Annotated in this window: 17 protein-coding genes; 13 read left to right on the top strand and 4 right to left on the bottom strand. The window is 61.8% G+C overall.

Going from position 1 to position 19,269, the window contains the following annotated elements:
* Positions 1–342: 342 nt before the first annotated feature.
* Positions 343–2,931: a hopanoid transporter HpnN gene (gene hpnN / locus YUO_RS0132070; protein ID WP_028350902.1), complete on the top strand. Its 2,589-nt coding sequence runs from the start codon at positions 343–345 to the stop codon at positions 2,929–2,931.
* Here hpnN and YUO_RS0132065 read toward each other — a convergent pair.
* A complete protein-coding gene (locus YUO_RS0132065) occupies positions 2,899–3,561 on the bottom strand; it encodes a DUF2147 domain-containing protein (RefSeq protein WP_051379745.1) in 663 nt (220 codons plus the stop codon). The two genes, hpnN and YUO_RS0132065, sit on opposite strands and share 33 nt — an antisense overlap.
* Positions 3,562–3,663: 102 nt before the next feature.
* Here YUO_RS0132065 and hpnO point away from each other — a divergent pair, with 102 nt between their 5' ends.
* The 3 genes from hpnO (at position 3,664) to YUO_RS0132050 (ending at position 6,718) form a co-directional block, all read left to right on the top strand.
* Positions 3,664–5,055, top strand: coding sequence for an aminobacteriohopanetriol synthase HpnO (gene hpnO / locus YUO_RS0132060; RefSeq protein ID WP_028350900.1), 1,392 nt, complete (start codon positions 3,664–3,666; stop codon positions 5,053–5,055).
* Between the two features lie 69 nt (positions 5,056–5,124).
* Complete coding sequence (locus YUO_RS0132055) at positions 5,125–5,529, top strand: GFA family protein (protein WP_028350899.1); 405 nt, start codon at positions 5,125–5,127, stop codon at positions 5,527–5,529.
* Positions 5,530–5,737: 208 nt separating this feature from the next.
* A complete protein-coding gene (locus YUO_RS0132050; protein ID WP_028350898.1) occupies positions 5,738–6,718 on the top strand; it encodes a Bug family tripartite tricarboxylate transporter substrate binding protein in 981 nt (326 codons plus the stop codon).
* Positions 6,719–7,513: 795 nt separating this feature from the next.
* Here YUO_RS0132050 and YUO_RS0132040 read toward each other — a convergent pair.
* Positions 7,514–9,052 (bottom strand): amidase, encoded by a 1,539-nt coding sequence (locus tag YUO_RS0132040; protein WP_051379748.1) that lies wholly within the window; start codon positions 9,050–9,052, stop codon positions 7,514–7,516.
* Between the two features lie 915 nt (positions 9,053–9,967).
* On the opposite strand from YUO_RS0132040, the gene YUO_RS0132030 reads away from it, so the two are divergent.
* Positions 9,968–10,408, top strand: coding sequence for a globin family protein (locus YUO_RS0132030; protein ID WP_028350895.1), 441 nt, complete (start codon positions 9,968–9,970; stop codon positions 10,406–10,408).
* 111 nt (positions 10,409–10,519) lie between these two features.
* On the opposite strand, the gene YUO_RS0132025 is transcribed toward YUO_RS0132030, so the two are convergent.
* On the bottom strand, positions 10,520–11,365 hold the full coding sequence (locus YUO_RS0132025; RefSeq protein WP_028350894.1) for a uroporphyrinogen-III synthase: 846 nt from the start codon (positions 11,363–11,365) through the stop codon (positions 10,520–10,522).
* Positions 11,366–11,511: 146 nt separating this feature from the next.
* Here YUO_RS0132025 and purU point away from each other — a divergent pair, with 146 nt between their 5' ends.
* Complete coding sequence (gene purU, locus YUO_RS0132015; protein ID WP_028350893.1) at positions 11,512–12,375, top strand: formyltetrahydrofolate deformylase; 864 nt, start codon at positions 11,512–11,514, stop codon at positions 12,373–12,375.
* On the opposite strand, the gene YUO_RS42410 is transcribed toward purU, so the two are convergent.
* Entirely contained in the window at positions 12,372–12,650 is a 279-nt protein-coding gene (locus tag YUO_RS42410; protein ID WP_035728123.1) for a hypothetical protein, read from the bottom strand. The two genes, purU and YUO_RS42410, sit on opposite strands and share 4 nt — an antisense overlap.
* Before the next feature lie 350 nt (positions 12,651–13,000).
* Here YUO_RS42410 and YUO_RS0132005 point away from each other — a divergent pair, with 350 nt between their 5' ends.
* From YUO_RS0132005 to YUO_RS42405, 7 genes are all read left to right on the top strand, one after another.
* On the top strand, positions 13,001–14,173 hold the full coding sequence (locus YUO_RS0132005) for an ABC transporter substrate-binding protein (protein WP_028350892.1): 1,173 nt from the start codon (positions 13,001–13,003) through the stop codon (positions 14,171–14,173).
* Between the two features lie 140 nt (positions 14,174–14,313).
* On the top strand, positions 14,314–15,183 hold the full coding sequence (locus YUO_RS0132000; RefSeq protein WP_028350891.1) for a branched-chain amino acid ABC transporter permease: 870 nt from the start codon (positions 14,314–14,316) through the stop codon (positions 15,181–15,183).
* 7 nt (positions 15,184–15,190) lie between these two features.
* The gene (locus YUO_RS0131995) at positions 15,191–16,222 is read left to right on the top strand and encodes a branched-chain amino acid ABC transporter permease (protein ID WP_028350890.1); all 1,032 of its coding nucleotides are present in this window, start codon (positions 15,191–15,193) and stop codon (positions 16,220–16,222) included.
* Positions 16,219–16,971 (top strand): ABC transporter ATP-binding protein, encoded by a 753-nt coding sequence (locus YUO_RS0131990; RefSeq protein WP_028350889.1) that lies wholly within the window; start codon positions 16,219–16,221, stop codon positions 16,969–16,971. Before YUO_RS0131995 ends, YUO_RS0131990 begins: the two co-directional genes overlap by 4 nt.
* Positions 16,964–17,680 (top strand): ABC transporter ATP-binding protein, encoded by a 717-nt coding sequence (locus YUO_RS0131985; RefSeq protein ID WP_028350888.1) that lies wholly within the window; start codon positions 16,964–16,966, stop codon positions 17,678–17,680. Before YUO_RS0131990 ends, YUO_RS0131985 begins: the two co-directional genes overlap by 8 nt.
* A 34-nt stretch (positions 17,681–17,714) precedes the next feature.
* A complete protein-coding gene (locus tag YUO_RS0131980; RefSeq protein WP_028350887.1) occupies positions 17,715–18,833 on the top strand; it encodes a cobalamin-independent methionine synthase II family protein in 1,119 nt (372 codons plus the stop codon).
* 211 nt (positions 18,834–19,044) lie between these two features.
* The coding region (locus YUO_RS42405) for a hypothetical protein (RefSeq protein WP_035728117.1) at positions 19,045–19,269 on the top strand (225 nt) is incomplete at its 3' end.

Here is a 19,269-nt window from a genome sequence, read left to right as displayed (position 1 = left end):
CGGTTCCCGTAGCTAATCCCCATACTAGGCACATGGAAGCGCAGGACTATGTGTCAAAAATTGTGCGGATAGGAAAGGTAGGATCGCGCAATGGTTACCCGTTTGGGGTATTTAGATACCGAAAAATGCATTTTTTGCGACCGGTTGTTCCTCACCGGTTCGTCACTTTATCGCCCACTCCAACCGGCTATACCGGCGGCCGAACGCCCGTTCCGGTCTGTTGTGCGACTTCGCTGAACCCTCGGGGAAGTAACCAAAACAACATTAGATCGGCCGCGGGAACTCCGCTAGACAGCGGGGCGTTTTCGCCCAGCTCTCCTTTTAGATTTAGAAAGAAACGAAGTGCTGACCAGTGTTGTTGTCGCCGTTGTCCGAACCTGTACGCGGTTTGCCACTCTCGTTGTCATCATCTCCCTGCTTCTGGCGGTCGGGGGCGCCTACTATGCCGCCCGGCATTTCGCCATCAACACCGACATCAACACGCTGATTTCGCCCGACCTCGACTGGCGCAAGCGCGATAATCAGTTCGAGCAGGCCTTCGACCGTGAAAAGTTGATTCTGGCTGTCGTCGAGGCGCCGACCCCGGAACTCGCCAGTGCGGCTTCCAAGGCGTTGGCCACGAAGCTGTCCGCCGACACCAAACATTTCGAATCGGTGCAGCCGCTGGGTTCCGGCGAGTTCTTCGAGAAGAACGGGCTGTTGTTCCTGCCGGTGGAAGAAGTCGGCAAGGTCGCCGGCCAGCTTGAAGCCGCAGCGCCCCTGATCGAGATCATGGCCGGCGATCCCTCGATCCGCGGCCTGACCGGGGCGCTGGAAACCGGGCTTGCCGGCGTCAAGCGCGGGCAGGTCAAGCTCGACAATACCGAGCGCCCCTTCAACCTGATCAGCCAGACGGTCGAGGACATCCTGAGCAAGGGGACGGCGACATTCTCCTGGCGAGAGCTCGTCAGCGACAAGCCTTTGACCGACGCCGACCGCCGCGCCTTCATCGAATTCAAGCCGAAGCTCGATTACAATGCGCTCGAACCCGGCAGGGACGCGACCGACGCGATCCGACAGGCCGCGACCGACCTCAATTTCGCGGGCCAGTACAGCGCCCGCGTCCGGCTGACCGGCCCGGTTCCGATCGCCAACGAAGAATATTCGACCGTGCAGGACGGCGCGATCGTCAACGGCGTCGCAACGGTGCTTATTGTTCTCGTCATTCTTTGGATGGCACTGCACTCTGCGAAGATCATTTTCGCGGTGTTCGTGAACCTGTTCATCGGCCTGGCGGTAACGACCGCGGTCGGCCTGATGATGGTGGGATCGCTGAACCTGCTGTCGATCGCCTTTGCCGTGCTGTTCGTCGGCCTCGGCGTCGATTTCGGCATTCAATTCAGCGTCCGCTATCGTTCCGAGCGTTTCAAGAACGAAGATCTGGCTCTGGCGCTAGAGAGCGCGGCCCGACGTTCGGCGGTGCCGCTGTCGCTTGCCGCGATGGCGACCGCTGCCGGCTTTCTTTGTTTCCTGCCGACCGACTACAAGGGCATTTCCGAACTCGGCAAGATTGCCGGCGCCGGTATGCTGATCGCGTTCATCTCGAGCATCACGGTGCTGCCAGCCCTGCTGAAGCTGCTTCACCCGCCTGGAGAAAGCGAGCCTGTCGGTTACGCGTTTCTGGCGCCGGTCGACGCGTTCCTCGAACGGCACCGCGTCATCATCGTCGCCGGAACGTTGCTGCTCGTGGTGGCGGGCCTGCCGCTACTCTACTTCATGAAGTTCGACTTCAACCCGATCAACCTGCGCAATCCGAAGGCCGAATCGATCGCGACCTTCCTCGACCTGCGCAAGGATCCCAACACCGGCGCCAACGCCATCAACGTGCTGACCAATTCCGAAGCCGAAGCGAAGAAGATCGAGGCGCGGCTGGAAAAGTTGCCGGAAGTTCTTCGCGTGATGTCGATCGACAGCTTCGTGCCCGAAGACCAGCCAGCCAAGCTCCAGTTGATCGCGAAGGCAGCGAAGGTCGTCGGCCCCGCGCTCAATCCCGATTCGGTCGACGCGGCGCCCACCGATGAGGAGAACGTGGACGCGCTGAAGAGTTCGGTCGACAGCTTGCGCAGGGCCGCGGGCGAAGGCAAGGGGCCGGGCGCGGTTGCCTCGCGAAGGCTGGCGGATGCATTGTCGAAGCTTGCCGGAAGCGATCAGGCGACGCGCGACAAGGCCCAGGACATCTTCGTCGCCCCGCTCAAGATCGTGTTCGACCAGCTCAGGAACACGATGCAAGCCGGGCCGGTGACGCTGAAGACGCTGCCGCCGGAACTGTTGAATAGCTGGAAGTCCAAGGACGGGCTGATCCGCGTCGAGGCGCTACCGAAAGGCGATCCCAACGACAACGACAATTTGCGCCGCTTTGCCGATGCGGTGCTGGCTGCCGAGCCGAACGCGATCGGCGGACCGGTGTCGATCCTTAAATCCGGCGACACCATCGTGAAGGCGTTCATTCACGCCGGCATCTGGGCGCTGGTGGTGATCAGCCTGTTGCTCTGGCTGACGCTACGGCGCGTCACCGACGTGCTGATGACGATGGTGCCGCTATTGGTGGCCGGCGCGGTGACGCTGGAGCTCTGCGTGCTGATCGAACTGCCGCTCAACTTCGCCAACATCGTAGCATTGCCGCTGCTGCTCGGCGTCGGCGTCGCCTTCAAGATCTATTACGTCGTGGCCTGGCGCGAGGGCAGAAATAACCTGCTGCAATCGAGCCTGACACGCGCGATCTTTTTCTCGGCGCTGACGACCGCGACCGCGTTCGGAAGCCTCTGGCTATCCAGTCATCCCGGCACCGCCAGCATGGGTAAATTGCTGGCGCTGTCGTTCGTGATCACGCTTGCTGCGGTGTTGCTGTTCCAGCCGGCGCTAATGGGCAAACCGCGCGATGTCGGGCAATAGGCAGATGTCACCGATATCGCCGGACTGCGCGGCGGCCTGCTTCTGACCGGAAGCGCCCTTCGCGGGGGCAGGATTTGCCGCACCCGTGGTCTTCGGCGGCGCTGGCGGGGCGGTTGGCGCCGCGGTCTTGGGCGGTGCGCCGGGTGCACCCTTCGGTGCGCCCTTGGCCACGCTGTTGGTGGGGCTTGATGGGATCGGCGGACCAACACGGGTCCAGGTCTCGCCGCCGCAGAGGAAGCCGAGCACACAGCCTTGAATCTCGAGCTGGTCGTTCCCGATCGGCTTGATGGTCGCGCTGTAGTTCTGTCCGTCCTTGGCGTTATAGACCTCACCCTCCCATGCATCGACGCCGGACTTCTTCTTCATGTCGATCAGGATCGGCATGCCCAAAGTCGGCCGGCTCTGCTTTGAGGCATCCGGATTGTTCTTGTCCTTGCCGCCCGGCATCTTTTCCCAGGCCACGACGCCCCACATGTTGCCGTTGCATTGGGCGACGCGAATGTTGGCAACACCATCGGCCACTTTCCAGTCACCGGTGGGATCGGCGGCCAGCGCCGCATTAAGACCTGTGGCTAAAATGATTCCCGAATAAACTATTGTGCGCGCGACAGTTCTTAGGCAGTGCAACATGGTTCGAACCTGTGTTTAAGTAGATGATCCAAGCGAGAGGTCAAAACGCCGCATTGAGCGTTTTCAGTTGACGAAACAGCCATCAACCGACGTATGTAGCCGATGCCAGATTCATATCTAGACGTTTCCGGGCTGTTTGTAGAGCGGCAGGCGCAGCGCAGTTCCATGCATGCGCGCCATCTGAACGAGCAGCTCGTCCGGGTGCTGAAGACCATCGGCTACGATGTGGGCTTTCAGAAGGGTCAAGGACAATACCTGTTCGATCGTGACGGGGCCCGTTATCTCGATCTACTCAGCGGATTTGGCGTTTTTGCGATTGGCCGCAATCATCCGGCGCTGCGTCTGGCGCTGAAAAGCGTGCTTGACAGCGACTTTCCCAATCTGGTGCAACTCGACGTCTCGACGCTTGCGGGCGTGCTGGCGGAGCGCCTGCTCGAACATGTTCCATATCTGGACAAGGTGTTCTTTGCCAATTCCGGCGCCGAGACCGTCGAGGCCGCAATCAAGTTCGCGCGCGGTGCGACGGGCCGCCCTGGCATCGTCTCCTGCTCGCATTCCTTCCACGGCCTGTCCTACGGCGCGCTGTCGCTGATGGATGATGCGAACTTCAGAGGCGGCTTCGAGCCGCTCCTGCCGGGATGCACGCAGATACCTTTCAACGATCTCGCCGCGCTCGAGCAGGCATTGTCCTCGCGCCAGGTCGCAGCCTTCATTGTCGAGCCGATCCAGGGCAAGGGTGTCAACATGCCCTCGGATGAATTTTTGCCGGGCGCTGCCGCGCTGTGCAAAAAATACGGCACGATCTTCATTGCCGACGAAATCCAGACCGGTATCGGCCGCACCGGAAAATTCCTCGCGGTCGAGCACTGGAATGTCGAGCCCGACATGGTGCTCTTGGCAAAGGCGCTGTCAGGCGGTCACGTTCCAGTCGGCGCGCTGCTGACCCGCAAGTCCATCTTCGACAAGATCTTCAACCAGATGGATCGCGCGGTCGTGCACGGCTCGACTTTTTCGAAGAACGATATGGCGATGGCCGCCGGCATCGCCACTCTCGATGTGATCAAGCAGGAGAAACTTGTCGAGCAGGCCGCCAAGCGCGGCGCCGAGCTTCGCCTTGCGCTGACCCGCATGGTGCCCGGCTATGAACTGCTGAAGGAAGTGCGCGGCAAGGGATTGATGATCGGCATCGAGTTCGGTCCGCCGAAATCGCTGAAGCTGAAGGCTTCCTGGAATCTGCTGGAGACCGCAAATAAAGGCCTGTTCTGCCAGCTCATCACCGTACCGCTATTCAAGGATCACAAGATTCTGACGCAGGTCTCCGGCCACGGCAGCCACACCATCAAGCTGCTGCCGCCGCTGGTGATCACGGAAGAAGATTGCACCTGGATCGAAAAATCGTTCGACGACGTGATCGCGGCGAGCCACAAGGTCCCCGGCGCGATCTGGTCGCTCGGCAAGACGCTGGTCGACAACGCCGTCAGGAAGTCGGCGTAGTCGCGCAAGCTCTCGTAGCTGCGTAACCCCGTTGGCTTCATCCGGGCCACGATCTTATCGGAGGTGATCATGGTCAACGTCACCGGCGGCTGTCATTGCGGCGCGATTCGCTACGAGGTCGCGGGCGACCCCATCGTTCATGCATTGTGTCACTGCACCGATTGCCGTCGCCACGCCGGCGCGCCGATGGTCGGGTGGACGATGTACGCGAAGGACGCGCTCAAGGTGACGAAGGGAACGCCCAAGGTTTACGAATCATCGGAGCATGGCAGGCGACAGTTTTGCGCGAACTGTGGCACCGGTCTCTTCTACACCAATGCCAATGTGCTGCCCGGGATCGTCGATATCCAGAGCGCGACCTACGATGATCCCGACGCCGTGCCGGCCATGGTGCATATCCAGGTCGCAGAGCGCCTTCGCTGGATGGAGCGCGCGCACGAACTGCCCACCTTCGACCGCTATCCGCCGCCATAGCGGCCGCGGCAAGCCGGGATGGTCTTACTGTGTTAGAGCGCAGCGGTGAGCGTCTAGCTCGCCGGACAAAAGCCCTGTCAGTCGTGCTAACGCGAAAGCATTTCGCCTCTCCCTGACGAAAATCGGTATCCAATTTTTCCGATCATGCTCTAGGATGCGCGCGCCGAGCGGTCGCAAAGAGCCGCTGGCGTGTGTTGTCGGAGGAAGCATGAAGGAATATCAGCGTCGCCAGTTCTTGCAGCTCGTCGCCGGTGCGGCTGCGCTCCCCGTTACGTCAAGCATCGCAAGTGCGCAGGCCTATCCATCGCGGCCGGTTCGCGTCGTGATCGGCTATACGCCCGGCGGCTCGGCGGACCTCACCTCGCGCCTGATGGGGCAATGGCTGTCGGAAAAGCTCGGGCAATCCTTCGTGATCGAGAACCGGCCGGGCGGCGCCACCAATATTGCGACCGAGCAGGTGCTGCGTGCCACGCCCGACGGCTACACGCTGCTTCTGGTGGCGCCCGCGAATGCGATCAACGCCACGCTCTACGACAAGCTGCCCTTCGATTTCATGAAGGAGATGGAGCCGATCGCCGGCATCATCCGCTTTCCCAACGTCGTGGTGGTGCACCCGTCACTGCCGATCAAATCGATCCCCGAGCTGATCGCCTATGCCAAGGCCAACCCGGGCAAGCTCAACATGGCATCGTCAGGCAACGGCTCCACGATCCACATGTCGGGCGAACTGTTCAAGATGCTGACCGGCATCAATATGCAGCATGTGCCGTACCGCGGCGGCGCGCCGGCGCTCACCGACATGCTGTCCGGCCAGATGCATGTCATGTTCGACAACCTTCCTACCTGCGCCGAGCACGTCAAATCCGGCAAGCTGCGCGGGCTTGCGGTCACCAGCACGACGCGCTCGGACGTGCTGCCGGATTTGCCGTTGGTCGCTGATTACCTGCCGGGCTACGAGGCGAGCGCCTGGTATGGCCTCGCAGCACCAAAGGGCACGCCACCGGAAATCGTCGAAAAGCTAAACAAGGCGGTCAACGAAATCCTCGCCGACCCCAAGGCAAAAGCCCGCTTCGCCGAGATCGGCGCCATCCTGCTGCCGGGCTCGCCCGCCGATTTCGGCAAGCTGGTGGCGGACGAAACCGATAAGTGGAGCAAGGTCGTCAAGTTCGCCGGCGCCAAGGTAGACTAGGCGGGGATTGATCAAACTGGCCTGGCGGCGCGGCAAGACTGCGGCCGCGATCGGCAATGTTCGCTTTCGGGGCAAAGCAGATGCTGATCATCCGCATCATGATGTCTGCAAGTGGCCCAAACCGGGCATTTGGCGACTGCATCAGATGGCACCCAGATCATTGACGCGCCAGCGATTAATGGCATCGGTCCTTCAGCTCCGTTCGCGTGCTGAGCACAAAGACCCGAAGTTCCGAATGTGCCCACCCCCCGGAGCTCATCCAAGGATAGTTCGTCAGGTTCGTGTTGGCTTCCGGGGATGGAATAGCTCTTCGACGGACTGTTTCGGGTCCTTGATCCGAGAGCGGTCCTTGCGATCGTTCTTCTGTGCTTCGAGCTTCTGCAGGAAACGGAAACGCGGCGATCGGGTCGCGTGCCCCGATCGGCCGTGCTTGGTCATGCCGAAACCCTTTTGGCCGCTATGCGTCATTTGATCGCCAACGAAAGCTGTGCGTCATGGGCACAGCGTTGGGTATCTTGCATCGCGGAGTTTGCCGGTCGCAACCGAGCTTGGAATTGCTGATCTTCTCAAGCACGGTCCCCGAGATTCTTCGCCGGTCGCGCCTCTCGAGGCGTGTTGGCTTCCGACCAACATAGCAGAATGCTAACCTTCATGCTCATCCGCGGTTATGTGGGGCAATGTCGTTGACGGATCACTTCCTGAACGGCAGAGGCTCATGTCAGATAGCGCGCGGGCCTCCGGTTTCCGAACTTTGCACGCCGGCGTTGCCGTTAGCCGGCAATTCGCGACTGCCGTTTATCCGACGATCTGGAACGCGTCAGCCGCACGCAACACCGTGCCGTCCTCCCAGTGGCGTCCGATCAGCATCATGCCAACAGGGAGCCCTGCCGACATGTCTGCTGGAACCGTGGCGGCCGGATGACCAGTGACGTCGAACGGGCAAGTGTTGGAAATCATTTCGAGTGCCCGCGCAACGTAGTCCTCGCGGCTTGCGTCCGGGGCTGGGAGTAGCGTGGCCTTCAAAGGTAACGTCGGCATGAGCAGGAGATCGACGCCGCTGAGCGCCTCATCATAGGCGGCGCGGAGCACGCGCGCGAGGTTTTGGGCCTTCGCGTAGTAGCGGCCCTGATAATTGTCCTGCATGTACTGGCCAAGCAGGACGACGAGTTTGACGGTCTCCGAAAGGTCGTTGGCGCGCACCCGCCGGCTCCGGCCGTAGAAGTCCAGCAGCGAAGTCGTGTAGTGCCCTTTCCAGTTGGTTCCCATGCTGTTGCCGGCGACCATCAGCATCGTGGCGCCCTCGACGGCAATGGCGTTCCAGATATGGATGCCATCGCGGTGGAGAGGGATCGATANCTCGNTNACGGNTNCCCCCGCTCGNGTCANGCGNTGNGCCGCCTCGCGTACCATGGNGTCGACATCGGGCTCGGAATTGGGCCAGCCAAACCCTTCCTTAACGATCCCAATCCGGAGACCGCGGGCGTGTCCGGTGAGTTGCTTGGTATACTCTTCCTTACGTAGTCCCGCCGGTTGGCGCGGGTCGAGGCCATCGGCCCCGGCGAGCACCTCGAGAAGCTGGGCGGCATCGCCGGCGGTGCGGGCAATGGGCCCGGTATGATCAAGTGTCAATTCAATCGGGAAGACGCCTGTGTATGGCACAAGCCCGTGGGTGGGCTTGTGGCCAACCGCTCCGCAGAAAGAGCTGGGAATTCGGATCGACCCTCCCTGGTCGCCCCCGATGGCCATGTCGCACTCGCCGGCGACGACGAGCGCCGCGCTGCCGCTGGAGGAGCCTCCGGCAGATCGCTTCGGATCGTGCGGATTGAGCACGGGCCCAGTGTCGGAGGTATGGCTACCGCCCGAGAAGCAAAGATGCTCGCACACGGCCTTGCCGACGATCTCCCCACCGGCATCAAGGATGCGGGTCACAATGGTCGCGTCCACGTCAGGGACGTAGCCCTCCAGCACGTTGGAACCGTTCATCATCGGGATGCCGGCAACGCACACATTGTCCTTGACGGCGATTTTCTTGCCCGCGAGAGGCCCCGAAGTTGCGCCTTTGATCGAGCACCTCCAGTACCAAGCGTTGAGCCGATTGTCCGAGGCACCTGGACGGAACCCCGCGTCCCGCGGGTACTTCACCGCCAATGTCGGCTCCGCGAACTGGTCCAATCGACGGTACGACGCGAGCACACCGTCCATGAGGTTGCGGAACGACGTCAGATCGTCGCGGCTGAGAGCCAAGTTATAAGATTTGGCGATGCGCTCCAATTCAGGCAGCGGTGGCTTGCGCAGAATCCGCGGCGCCGTCGCGGTCGGGGGTGGCGGTTGCATGCCGGCCTCGGCGGCCGCACGAACGGGCGTTGTCGCCGCGGCGACGGTTGCCGCTACCCCGGCCGTGCCAGCATGAAGAAAGCGACGACGCGAATAGTTTGGCGGTGCTCTCATAGCACATCCTCCCTCGACCAATGGGTTGACTCCCTAAAGTGTCGGGACCGTCTGGTGGTCGGTGGCCGCGACGGTCACCAAGCGGTAGGCCGCCGACGCTGCGGCCGGCGTGCCAAGCTGCAACATCACATGCATCCGGACAGGGCTGAGGCGGAGCAGCCATATGAGGTCGGCACATGAGGCGTGGTCGAGCGGATCGTTGCGGTCATTTAGGCTCTACCGGATGCCTCCGGCATCCTCGCGCGGGCTGGGGAGCGACGCGCCGTCCAGGAGACAGATTATCGTGCAGCCACGGACGATCTTCAAGAGCCTGCATCTTTCACGGTCTGCTTTCGTCAGCCACGTAGCGGAGCACATTGCCTTCGCGACACACGCACAGTCAAACCATGCGCGCGATGTCTCTTCTTGGCACGTTTGAGACATGCCGATGAACGCTGAGAATGTCAGTTTATCAGGGTAGACGGGAAGTGGTCGGCACACCCTCAGAATGACGCGAATGACCCTAGGCAGACATTCGCGTCCAATCTTACCCGAGGTAGCCGAAGCACCGTCACAAAAATTTCAACGCCGTCACGACCAGCAATCCGCAGCAGGCCTGATAGAGCCGGCGCTGGTCAGTCTGACCGTTGCTGTGGGTCTGAAGATGAACTGCGACCCTCTGCTCCCTTTGGGGCCGTTCGCAATATGAGAACGTACTGATCTCAACAAATCATTGTGCCGGTATCGAACTTTGGCGCGTTGGCCCAGTACATATTTGCAGTGTTCCGACCAGATGATTCAATCAGATAGGAAAGTGTTGCCATGTCTCCTGAAACCAAAGAACTTCTCAAGTCGACCTGGGCAAAGGTCATTCCGATCAGCGATGTCGCGGCTGGTTTGTTCTATGAGAGGCTGTTTACGCTCGATCCATCGCTGCAGCGATTGTTCAAGAATGCGGATATGAAAGTGCAGCGCCGGAAACTGGTCCAGGCATTGAGTGCCGTGATCAACAGTGTCGATGACTTGCCGTCGTTGATACCGACGCTAGAGATCCTTGGGCGAAACCATATTCGGTATGGCGTAGAGGATCGGCATTACGACACGGTTGGCGCAGCCTTGCTATGGACACTAGAGCAGGGGTTGAAAGAGGCTTGGACGCCGGCGGCGAAGTCCGCCTGGGTCGTGGCATATAGCACCGTGTCCGGCGTCATGCGTGATGCGGCAGCCGCATCGCGAGAGAACGCGACCGCACAGGCAGTTTGAATCTGGCATGTCGCCTCTTGGCCCGGCGCGGACATGTGGAGATCCCCGCCTGATGTCCGCTTCCACCGGCCAAGCGGACGTTTGGCCGGTCGCAATGCGGATTATGGACCGTCAGCCTCTTGCCATCGCGCGCGGTGGATTTTTCGAAAGCGCCGCTGCCATGGCCGAGATCAGCGGCCGCATGAAGAAGGCGTCCTCCGTCGGATAGATATCGGTGCGCAGGCCGTGAGATTTGAGTTCATCGGAGACCGCCGGTCCGACGGAAGCGATCGGGGTGCGATCGAGCCCCTCGCGTAACCGGTCCTCGCAACCTCGTGCACGCGCGACCTCGACCAGGCGGCGGATCTGACCGAGATTGGTCAGCGCGATCGCGTCGATGCGGCCGGCCGCCATCTCGTCGATCGCACTGATGATGTTGGCGTCGGCGGCTTGCGCGTCGTAGACGTAAGGCAGCACGGTATCGACCTCGGCGCCTTGCGCCTTGATCGCGCCGATAAGGACGCTGTGGTCCTTGTCAGGGTAAAGCTGCAGTCCGAGGCGATGGCCGTTGAGATCGAGGCGTGACAGCATCTCGGCGACGCCTTCGGAGGTCGGCTTCTCCGTCGTCATCTGCGGTTCCAGCCCGATTTCGCGCAGCGCCTTGCCCGGCTTGGGTCCGCGGGCGAATTTGCGCGCGTTGCCGAGGGCGGCAATGAATTCCTGTTCGACGCCGATGCGCCGGACCACCTTCATCAGCCGGCGCAGGCCTTCACCGGTCATCAGCACCAAATCGTCGAAGGGCTTGTCGATCGACCGCCTGATCCAGGCTTCGGCCGGCGCCGGGTCCGGCGCATCGTGGATGGTGAACATCGGGCATTGCAGCACGTCGGCGCCCTGCTCGGTGAGCAGGCGGGAGAACTGCGCTTCTTCGCGCGTTTCCAGGATCAGGATGCGGTAACCGTTCAATCTGTCAGCCATGATCTCGCTCCAACGCTTTTGCTTCGCGCGCTTTGTTCATCCTGCCCCCGGTTTCCGGATTGGCGCAAGCGCGTCTGCGGTGATAGAGCAGGGCCGCAAATCCGAGGTTTTCACCCTTCTGCCCTGAATTGTAGTCAAGTCGCGCCATGCCCGATCATCAATTCGTCCTGACCCTGTCCTGTCCGGATCGCCCCGGAATCGTTTCCGCGGTGTCGACCTTTCTGGCCCATAACGGTCAGAACATCCTGGACGCCCAGCAGTTCGACGACATCGAGACGGGGAATTTCTTCATGCGGGTGGTGTTCACCGCCGCCGATCTCGCCGTCGAACTGCAGGCGCTGCAGACCGGCTTTGCCGCGATCGCCGAGCGCTTCGCCATGGACTGGCAGATGCGCGACCGCGCCAATCGCCGCCGGGTGATGCTGCTGGTCTCCAAATCGGATCATTGCCTGGTCGACATCCTCTATCGCTGGCGCACCGGCGAACTCGAGATGATCCCGACCGCGATCGTTTCCAACCATCCGCGCGAAACCTATAGCTCGCTCGATTTCGGCGAGATCCCGTTCCACTATTTGCCGGTGACCAAGGAAACCAAGCGCGAGCAGGAAGAGGCAGTCTGGAAACTGGTTCAGGACACAAAGACCGATCTCGTCGTGCTGGCGCGCTACATGCAGATCCTGTCGGACGAAATGTCGGCAAAACTGTCCGGGCGCTGCATCAACATCCACCATTCGTTCCTGCCGGGCTTCAAGGGCGCGCGTCCCTATCACCAAGCCCATGAGCGCGGCGTCAAGCTGATCGGCGCCACCGCGCACTACGTCACCCGCGACCTCGACGAAGGCCCGATCATCGACCAGGACGTCGAGCGCATCAGCCATCGCGATACGCCGGAAGATCTCTCGCGCAAGGGCCGCGACATCGAACGCCGCGTACTGGCGCGTGCCATGCGCCATCATCTCGAGGACCGCGTCATCCTCAACGGCCGCAAGACGGTTGTGTTTATGGATTAGCGCGCCGCATCCTTGGACGCGGGAGCAGGGTTGGCCTCCTTGTCGCGTTCGGAAGCCGGCATCAGGCGCTTTCGCTCGCGTTCGCGCATGTACTCGTCATACTTCGCGGTTCCCGGGCGCGGCGGCGCGTCGGCGGGCAGGCCGCCGGCCCATGCCGGAATGGCATCGCTGACGCCAGCTGAGACCTTCTCGTTGATGGTCCCACAGCCGCTCACGCCGCAGCCCGCGAGGGCAACGGTGACGATCGTGACAATGTGGCGCGCGCTGGTCGTCATTGGCAGAAGACTACAACCTTAACCGTTTAAGGATGATGGATTTAGGGCGCTGCTCTGGGAACCGGAGAGGCGGTACTTGTTGACAGGACCATTTCATTTGTACAATCGTACAAATAGGGCGGCAATCGCGGGAGCTCGGGCAAGCGATATCGGATCGTATTGTACCATCCGTCATGTCTTTTGCGGCTATGCGGCTTCTTCGCTGCGACCCGCCAATGGTCCGATTGACAAAAGGGCGGCCAAGGACGCCATGTTGCCGCGCTGCCCGGCGGAAAATTCTGGGTTATGGTGAGATCAAAGGGCCGGGGACTCGGTTCGAGACACAAGGCCGATCAGGGGGAGAGATGCTCATGTCTATTCGCAGTCAAATATTGCTGGCCGCAGGCTCGGTCGCCGCGATGCTGGCGCTTGCGCCGGCCCACGCCCAAGACTCCATCAAGATTGGCCTGATCCTGCCGATGACCGGCGGCCAGGCCTCGACCGGCAAGCAGATCGACAACGCGGTCAAGCTCTACATGCAGCAGAACGGCGATACCGTCGCCGGCAAGAAGATCGAAGTCATCCTGAAGGACGACGGTGCGGTTCCCGACAACACCAAGCGCCTTGCGCAGGAACTGATCGTCAACGAAAAGGTCAATTTCATCGCAGGTTTTGGCGTGACGCCGGCAGCGCTTGCGGCAGCACCCTTGGCGACGCAGGCCAAGATTCCGGAAGTCGTGATGGCGGCGGGCACCTCGATCATCACCGAGCGCTCGCCCTACATCGTCCGAACCTCGTTCACGCTGGCGCAGTCGTGCACCATCATCGGTGATTGGGCCGCCAAGAACGGTATCAAGAAGGTCGCGACGCTGACCTCCGACTACGCGCCCGGCAACGACGCGCTGAACTTCTTCAAGCAGAACTTTACCGCCGGCGGCGGGGAGATCGTCGAAGAGGTGAAGGTGCCGCTGCAAAACCCTGATTTTGCTCCGTTCTTGCAGCGCATGAAGGATTCCAAGCCCGACGCCGTGTTCGTGTTCGTGCCGGCAGGCCAAGGCGGCAACTTCATGAAGCAATATGCCGAGCGCGGGCTCGACAAGGCGGGCATCAAGGTGATCGGCCCCGGCGACGTGATGGACGACGACCTGCTCAACGGCATGGGCGATGCCGCGCTCGGCACGGTCACCGCGCATCTCTACTCCGCGGCCCATCCCTCGGCCGCAAACAAGGAATTCGTCGCCGCCTACAAGAAGGCGTTCGGCCAGCGCCCGGGCTTCATGGCGGTCGGCGGCTATGACGGTATCCGGTTGATCTACGAGGCGCTGAAGAAGACCGGCGGTAAGACCGACGGCGACGCGCTGATCGCGGCGATGAAGGGCGCAAAGTGGGAAAGCCCCCGCGGCCCGATCATGATCGATCCGGAAACCCGCGACATCGTGCAGAACATCTACATCCGCAAGGTCGAGAAGGTCGACGGCGAACTCTATAACGTCGAGTTCGCGACCTTCGAGGCGGTGAAGGATTCCGGCAAAACGAAGAAGTGACGGCGAAGCCGTCATCCCGTGGCGCGCGTCAGCGCGAACCCCAGATGCGCAATTGCGCATCAAGGATCTCGAGATTCCGGGTCTGGTCCTTCGGACCATCCCGGAATGACGGGTTGCGTTGAGAGGTTCTGTCCCATCCCATGACCACGCTGTTCACCATCCTGTTCGACGGTGTCGCCTACGGCATGCTGCTGTTCGTGCTCGCCTGCGGGCTGGCGGTAACGCTTGGGCTGATGAATTTTGTCAATCTGGCGCATGGCGCCTTCGCCATGACCGGCGGCTATATCTGCGCGGTGCTGGTGAACAACCAGGGCTGGCCGTTCTTCGCGGCGCTGCCGCTCGCCTTTGTTACGGCCGCGCTGGTTGGCGTCGCGCTGGAGCGCACGCTCTATCGCCACCTCTACACCCGCAGCCATCTCGACCAGGTGCTGTTCACGATCGGCCTCACCTTCATGTCGGTGGCGGCGGTCGATTACGTCATGGGATCGTCGCGGATTTTCATCAAACTGCCGGCGGCGCTGGAGGGACAGTTCGACTTCTTCGGCGTCGGCATCGGCCGCTACCGGCTGATGATCATCGTGATCTGCGGCCTGCTCACGGTGGCGCTGCAATTGATCCTGGCAAAAACACGTTTCGGCAGCCGCCTGCGTGCCGCGGTGGACGATCCGCGCGCAGCAAGCGGCCTCGGCATCAACGTGCCTCAGGTGTTTGCGTTCACCTTCGCCTTCGGCTGCGGCCTTGCCGGCCTCGGTGGCGCGCTGAGCGCCGAGATCCTCGGGCTCGATCCGTACTTTCCACTAAAATTCATGATCTACTTTTTGATCGTGGTCACCGTCGGCGGCTCCTCCAGTATCACCGGGCCGTTCCTGGCGTCGCTGCTGCTCGGCATCGGCGACGTCGCCGGGAAATATTACGTGCCGAAGATGGGGCCGTTCGTCATCTACACCATCATGATCGTTATCCTGATCTGGCGTCCGAACGGTCTGTTCGGCCGCGCCGCCGCGCGATGAGTCCGCGATGACCGCAGCCTCCGACGTCTCATCCCATGCCATCGCCCGCGCCCGCTGGCGCCCGGCCGAGATCGCGTTTTGGATTCTAGCGCTGTCCTGCGCGTTCCTGTTTCCGTCCCGCTATCTGATCATGACCGATATCCTGCGGCTGGCGTTGTTCACGCTGTCGCTCGATCTGATCCTCGGCTACGCTGGGATTGTTTCGCTGGGGCACGCCGCGTTCTTTGGCGTCGGCGCCTATTCGGCCGGGCTGCTGGCGCTGCATGGCATCATCAACGAGCCGGTGATCGCGCTGGTCGCCGCCGGCCTCGTCGCCATGGTGCTCGGCTTCCTGACCAGCTTCCTCGTCATCCGCGGCGTCGACCTGACGCGGCTGATGGTGACGCTCGGCATTGCGCTGCTGCTCGAAGCGCTGGCGGAACGGTTCTCCAATATCACCGGCGGCACCGACGGGCTGCAGGGCATCGAGATGCAGCCGATCCTCGGCCTGTTCGCGTTCGATATGTTCGGCAAGACCGGATTCTTCTATTCGCTGATCGTGCTGTTCCTGCTGTTTCTGTTGGCGCGGCGGATCGTGAATTCGCCGTTCGGCCTGTCGCTGCGCGCGATCAAGAATAACCCGCTGCGAGCCTCTGCCATCGGCGTGCCCGTCAACCGCCGCCTGATCGCGATCTATACGATTGCAGCGTTCTACGCCGGCATTGCCGGGGCGCTGTTCACCCAGACCACGGCGCTGGCTTCGCTTGACGTGTTCGCGTTCGAACGCTCGGCCGATCTGATGCTGGTGCTCGTGATCGGCGGCACCGGCTATCTCTATGGCGGGCTGATCGGCGCCGTCGTGTTCAAGATGCTGCAGGAACTGTTTCAGACCATTACGCCGCAATACTGGCTGTTCTGGATCGGGCTCGTCCTGGTCGTGATGGTGCTGGTCGGCCGCGAACGCATCCATCGCTGGGTGCTTTGGGTGCCGAACCTCGTCATCCGCCAGCTCTTCGGACGGAAGGCCGTCGTGGCCGTTCCCGAAAGTGATGCGCCATGACGATCGCGCTCGAAACCAGGGGGCTGGAAAAATCCTTCGGCGGCTTGCGGGTCACGCGCGATCTGTCGCTGAAGGTGGAGCAGGGCGCCCGCCACGCCCTGATCGGGCCCAACGGCGCCGGCAAGACCACCGTCATCAATTTGCTGACCGGCGTGCTCAAGCCCAATGCCGGACGGATCCTGCTCGAGGGTAACGACATCACCGATTTGCCGGTTCACAAGCGGGTGCTGCGCGGGCTGTCGCGCACCTTCCAGATCAATCAGCTCTATGCCGACCTGACCCCGCTCGAAACGGTCGGGCTCGCCGTCTCCGAACGTCTCGGCGGTGGCGGAGACTGGTGGCGTCGGATGGGCACGCGAGACGACGTCAATCAGGAGGTCGCGGAGACGCTCGGACGTTTTCATTTGCTTGACGTGATGAACGAGCGCACCGCGACGCTGCCTTACGGCAAACAGCGCCTGCTCGAGATCGCTGTCGCCATTGCAACCCGGCCCCGCGTGCTGCTGCTCGACGAGCCCGCTGCCGGCGTTCCCGAGAGCGAGCGTCACGATATTCTGGCGGCGGTCGCTGCCCTGCCGCGCGACGTCACGGTGCTGCTGATCGAGCACGACATGGATCTGGTGTTCTCGTTCGCTGACCGTATCTCGGTGCTGGTCAACGGCGCGATGCTAGTAGAAGGTCCGCCGGACGAAGTGGCGCGCGATCCGCAAGTGAAGGCGGTCTATCTGGGCGAGGCGGCCCATGCCTGAGCTTCTCGCCATCGATGCCTTGCGCGCCGGCTACGGCGAAGCCGTGGTGTTGCCTTCGATGTCGCTGTCGCTCGGCGAAGGCCAGGTGCTGGCACTGTTGGGGCGCAACGGCACCGGCAAGACCACGCTGATCAACTCGATCGTCGGCATCACCCGGCATTTCGGCGGCACGATTGCGCTCGGCGGGCTCGACATCACCGCGATGCGCCCGGACCAGCGGGCGCGGGCCGGGATCGGCTGGGTGCCGCAGGAACGCAACATCTTTCGCTCGCTGACGGTCGAGGAGAACATGACTGCGGTGGCCCAGCCCGGCCCATGGACCGTGGAAAAGGTCTACCAGATGTTTCCGCGGCTGAAGGAGCGCCGCAACAATTTCGGCAACCAGCTTTCCGGCGGCGAGCAGCAGATGCTGGCGATCGGCCGCGCGCTGACCCTCAATCCCAAGGTGCTGCTGCTGGACGAGCCGACCGAGGGGCTGGCGCCGATCATCGTTGAAGAACTATTAAGGGCGCTCGGCACGATCACCCGGGCAGGGGGCATCTGCTCTGTTATCGTCGAGCAGAACGCGCAAAAGATTCTGGGGCTGGCCGATCGGGTTGTGATATTGGAACGCGGTGCAATCGTGCATGATGCCGCCAGCAGCGCGTTGAAGGCCGATCCCGCCGTGCTCGAACGCTATCTCGGCGTCGCCGGCGCGGCCGCCCACTAGATTGGCGCCCACTAGATTTATGGGAGTTGAGACCATGCAGAGAACAAAGCCCCCGTTCCGCGCCGACGAGGTCGGCAGTCTGTTGCGTCCGCCGCGCATCAAGGAAGCGCGCGCCAAGCTGGAGAAGGGTGAGATCACAGCGGAGGACCTGCGGAAGGCCGAGGACCTCGAGATCGAAAAGGTCGTGCACAAGCAGGCCTCGATCGGGCTGAAGCTTGCGACCGATGGCGAGTTCCGCCGCTCCTGGTGGCATTTCGACTTTCTTAGCCATCTCACCGGCTGTGAGCTGTTCCATCCCGACACGGGCATCCAGTTCGCCGGCGTGGAAACGAGGCATGACGCGGTCCGCGTGATCGGCAAGCTCGACTTCCCGGACAACCATCCGATGCTGGATCACTTCCGCTTCCTGAAGAAGCATGCTGATACGGCTCACGTCACGCCGAAGATGACGATCCCGTCGCCGGCCGTGCTGCATTTCCGGGGCGGCCGCAAGTCGATCTCGAAGGAGGTCTATCCCGATCTGGAGGAATTCTTCCTCGACCTCGGCAAGACCTATCGCAAGGCGGTGAAGGCGTTCTATGACGCCGGCTGCCGTTACCTGCAGTTCGACGACACCGTATGGGCCTATCTCTGCTCGCAGGACGAACTGCAGAAGGCGCGCGATCGCGGCGACAACCCCGACGGCCTGCAGGAAATCTACGCGCGCATCATCAACTACGCTTTGGCCGAACGGCCGGCCGACATGGTGATCACCACCCATGTCTGCCGCGGCAATTTCCGCTCGACCTGGATTTCCTCCGGCGGCTACGAGCCGGTGGCCGAGACCATGCTGGCCGGCACCAACTACGACGGCTATTTCCTCGAATATGATTCTGACCGCGCCGGCGGCTTCGAGCCGCTCCGCTACTTGCCGAAGGGCAACAAGGTCGTCGTGGTCGGCGTCATCACCTCGAAATTCGGCGAGCTCGAGAAGAAGGATGACGTCAAGCGCCGCCTCGATGAGGCCGCCAAGTTCGCCCCGCTCGACCAGCTCGCGGTCTCGCCGCAATGCGGCTTTGCCTCGACCGAGGAAGGCAACATCCTCTCCGAGGAGGAGCAGTGGGCGAAGTTGAGCCTCGTGGTCGAAGTGGCCAACGAGGTTTGGGGGAAATAGGTCTCTCAGCGTCATTGCGAGGAGCGAAGCGACGAAGCAATCCATCTATCCCAGTGCGGAAAGATGGATTGCTTCCGCCTGCGCGCAGAAGCGCTTCGGCGGACTTGAGCCCTGCGAAGCTTGCGTGGCAAGCGTAGAAGGCTCGCTTCGCTCGACAGCTGTGCAAGTTCACTAATTCGCTGATCGGATCGCTCCTCTGGAGGACGATCCGATGCGCGATAATAGCTATGACCGGACGATTGAACGCAATTACCTGCAGAAGTGGCGGTTTTTGATCCCGGAATATGAGGCGGTCAAGGCGGGTCGTTCGGCGGTGTTCAAGAGTGTTGGGGATTTCTACCGCCACCACGGAACCTGTTCGCAGACCTTCCGCAAGTATTACAACCGCTATCTGCAGAGCGGCGATGAAGCCGACCTGTTGCCGCGCCGTCGTGGG

Origin of the sequence: Bradyrhizobium murdochi (genome assembly GCF_000472965.1) — a bacterium.
GTDB lineage: Bacteria > Pseudomonadota > Alphaproteobacteria > Rhizobiales > Xanthobacteraceae > Bradyrhizobium > Bradyrhizobium murdochi.
The sequence above is the reverse complement of the archived record's forward strand: the minus strand, read 5'-3'. Positions and strand labels throughout refer to the sequence as shown.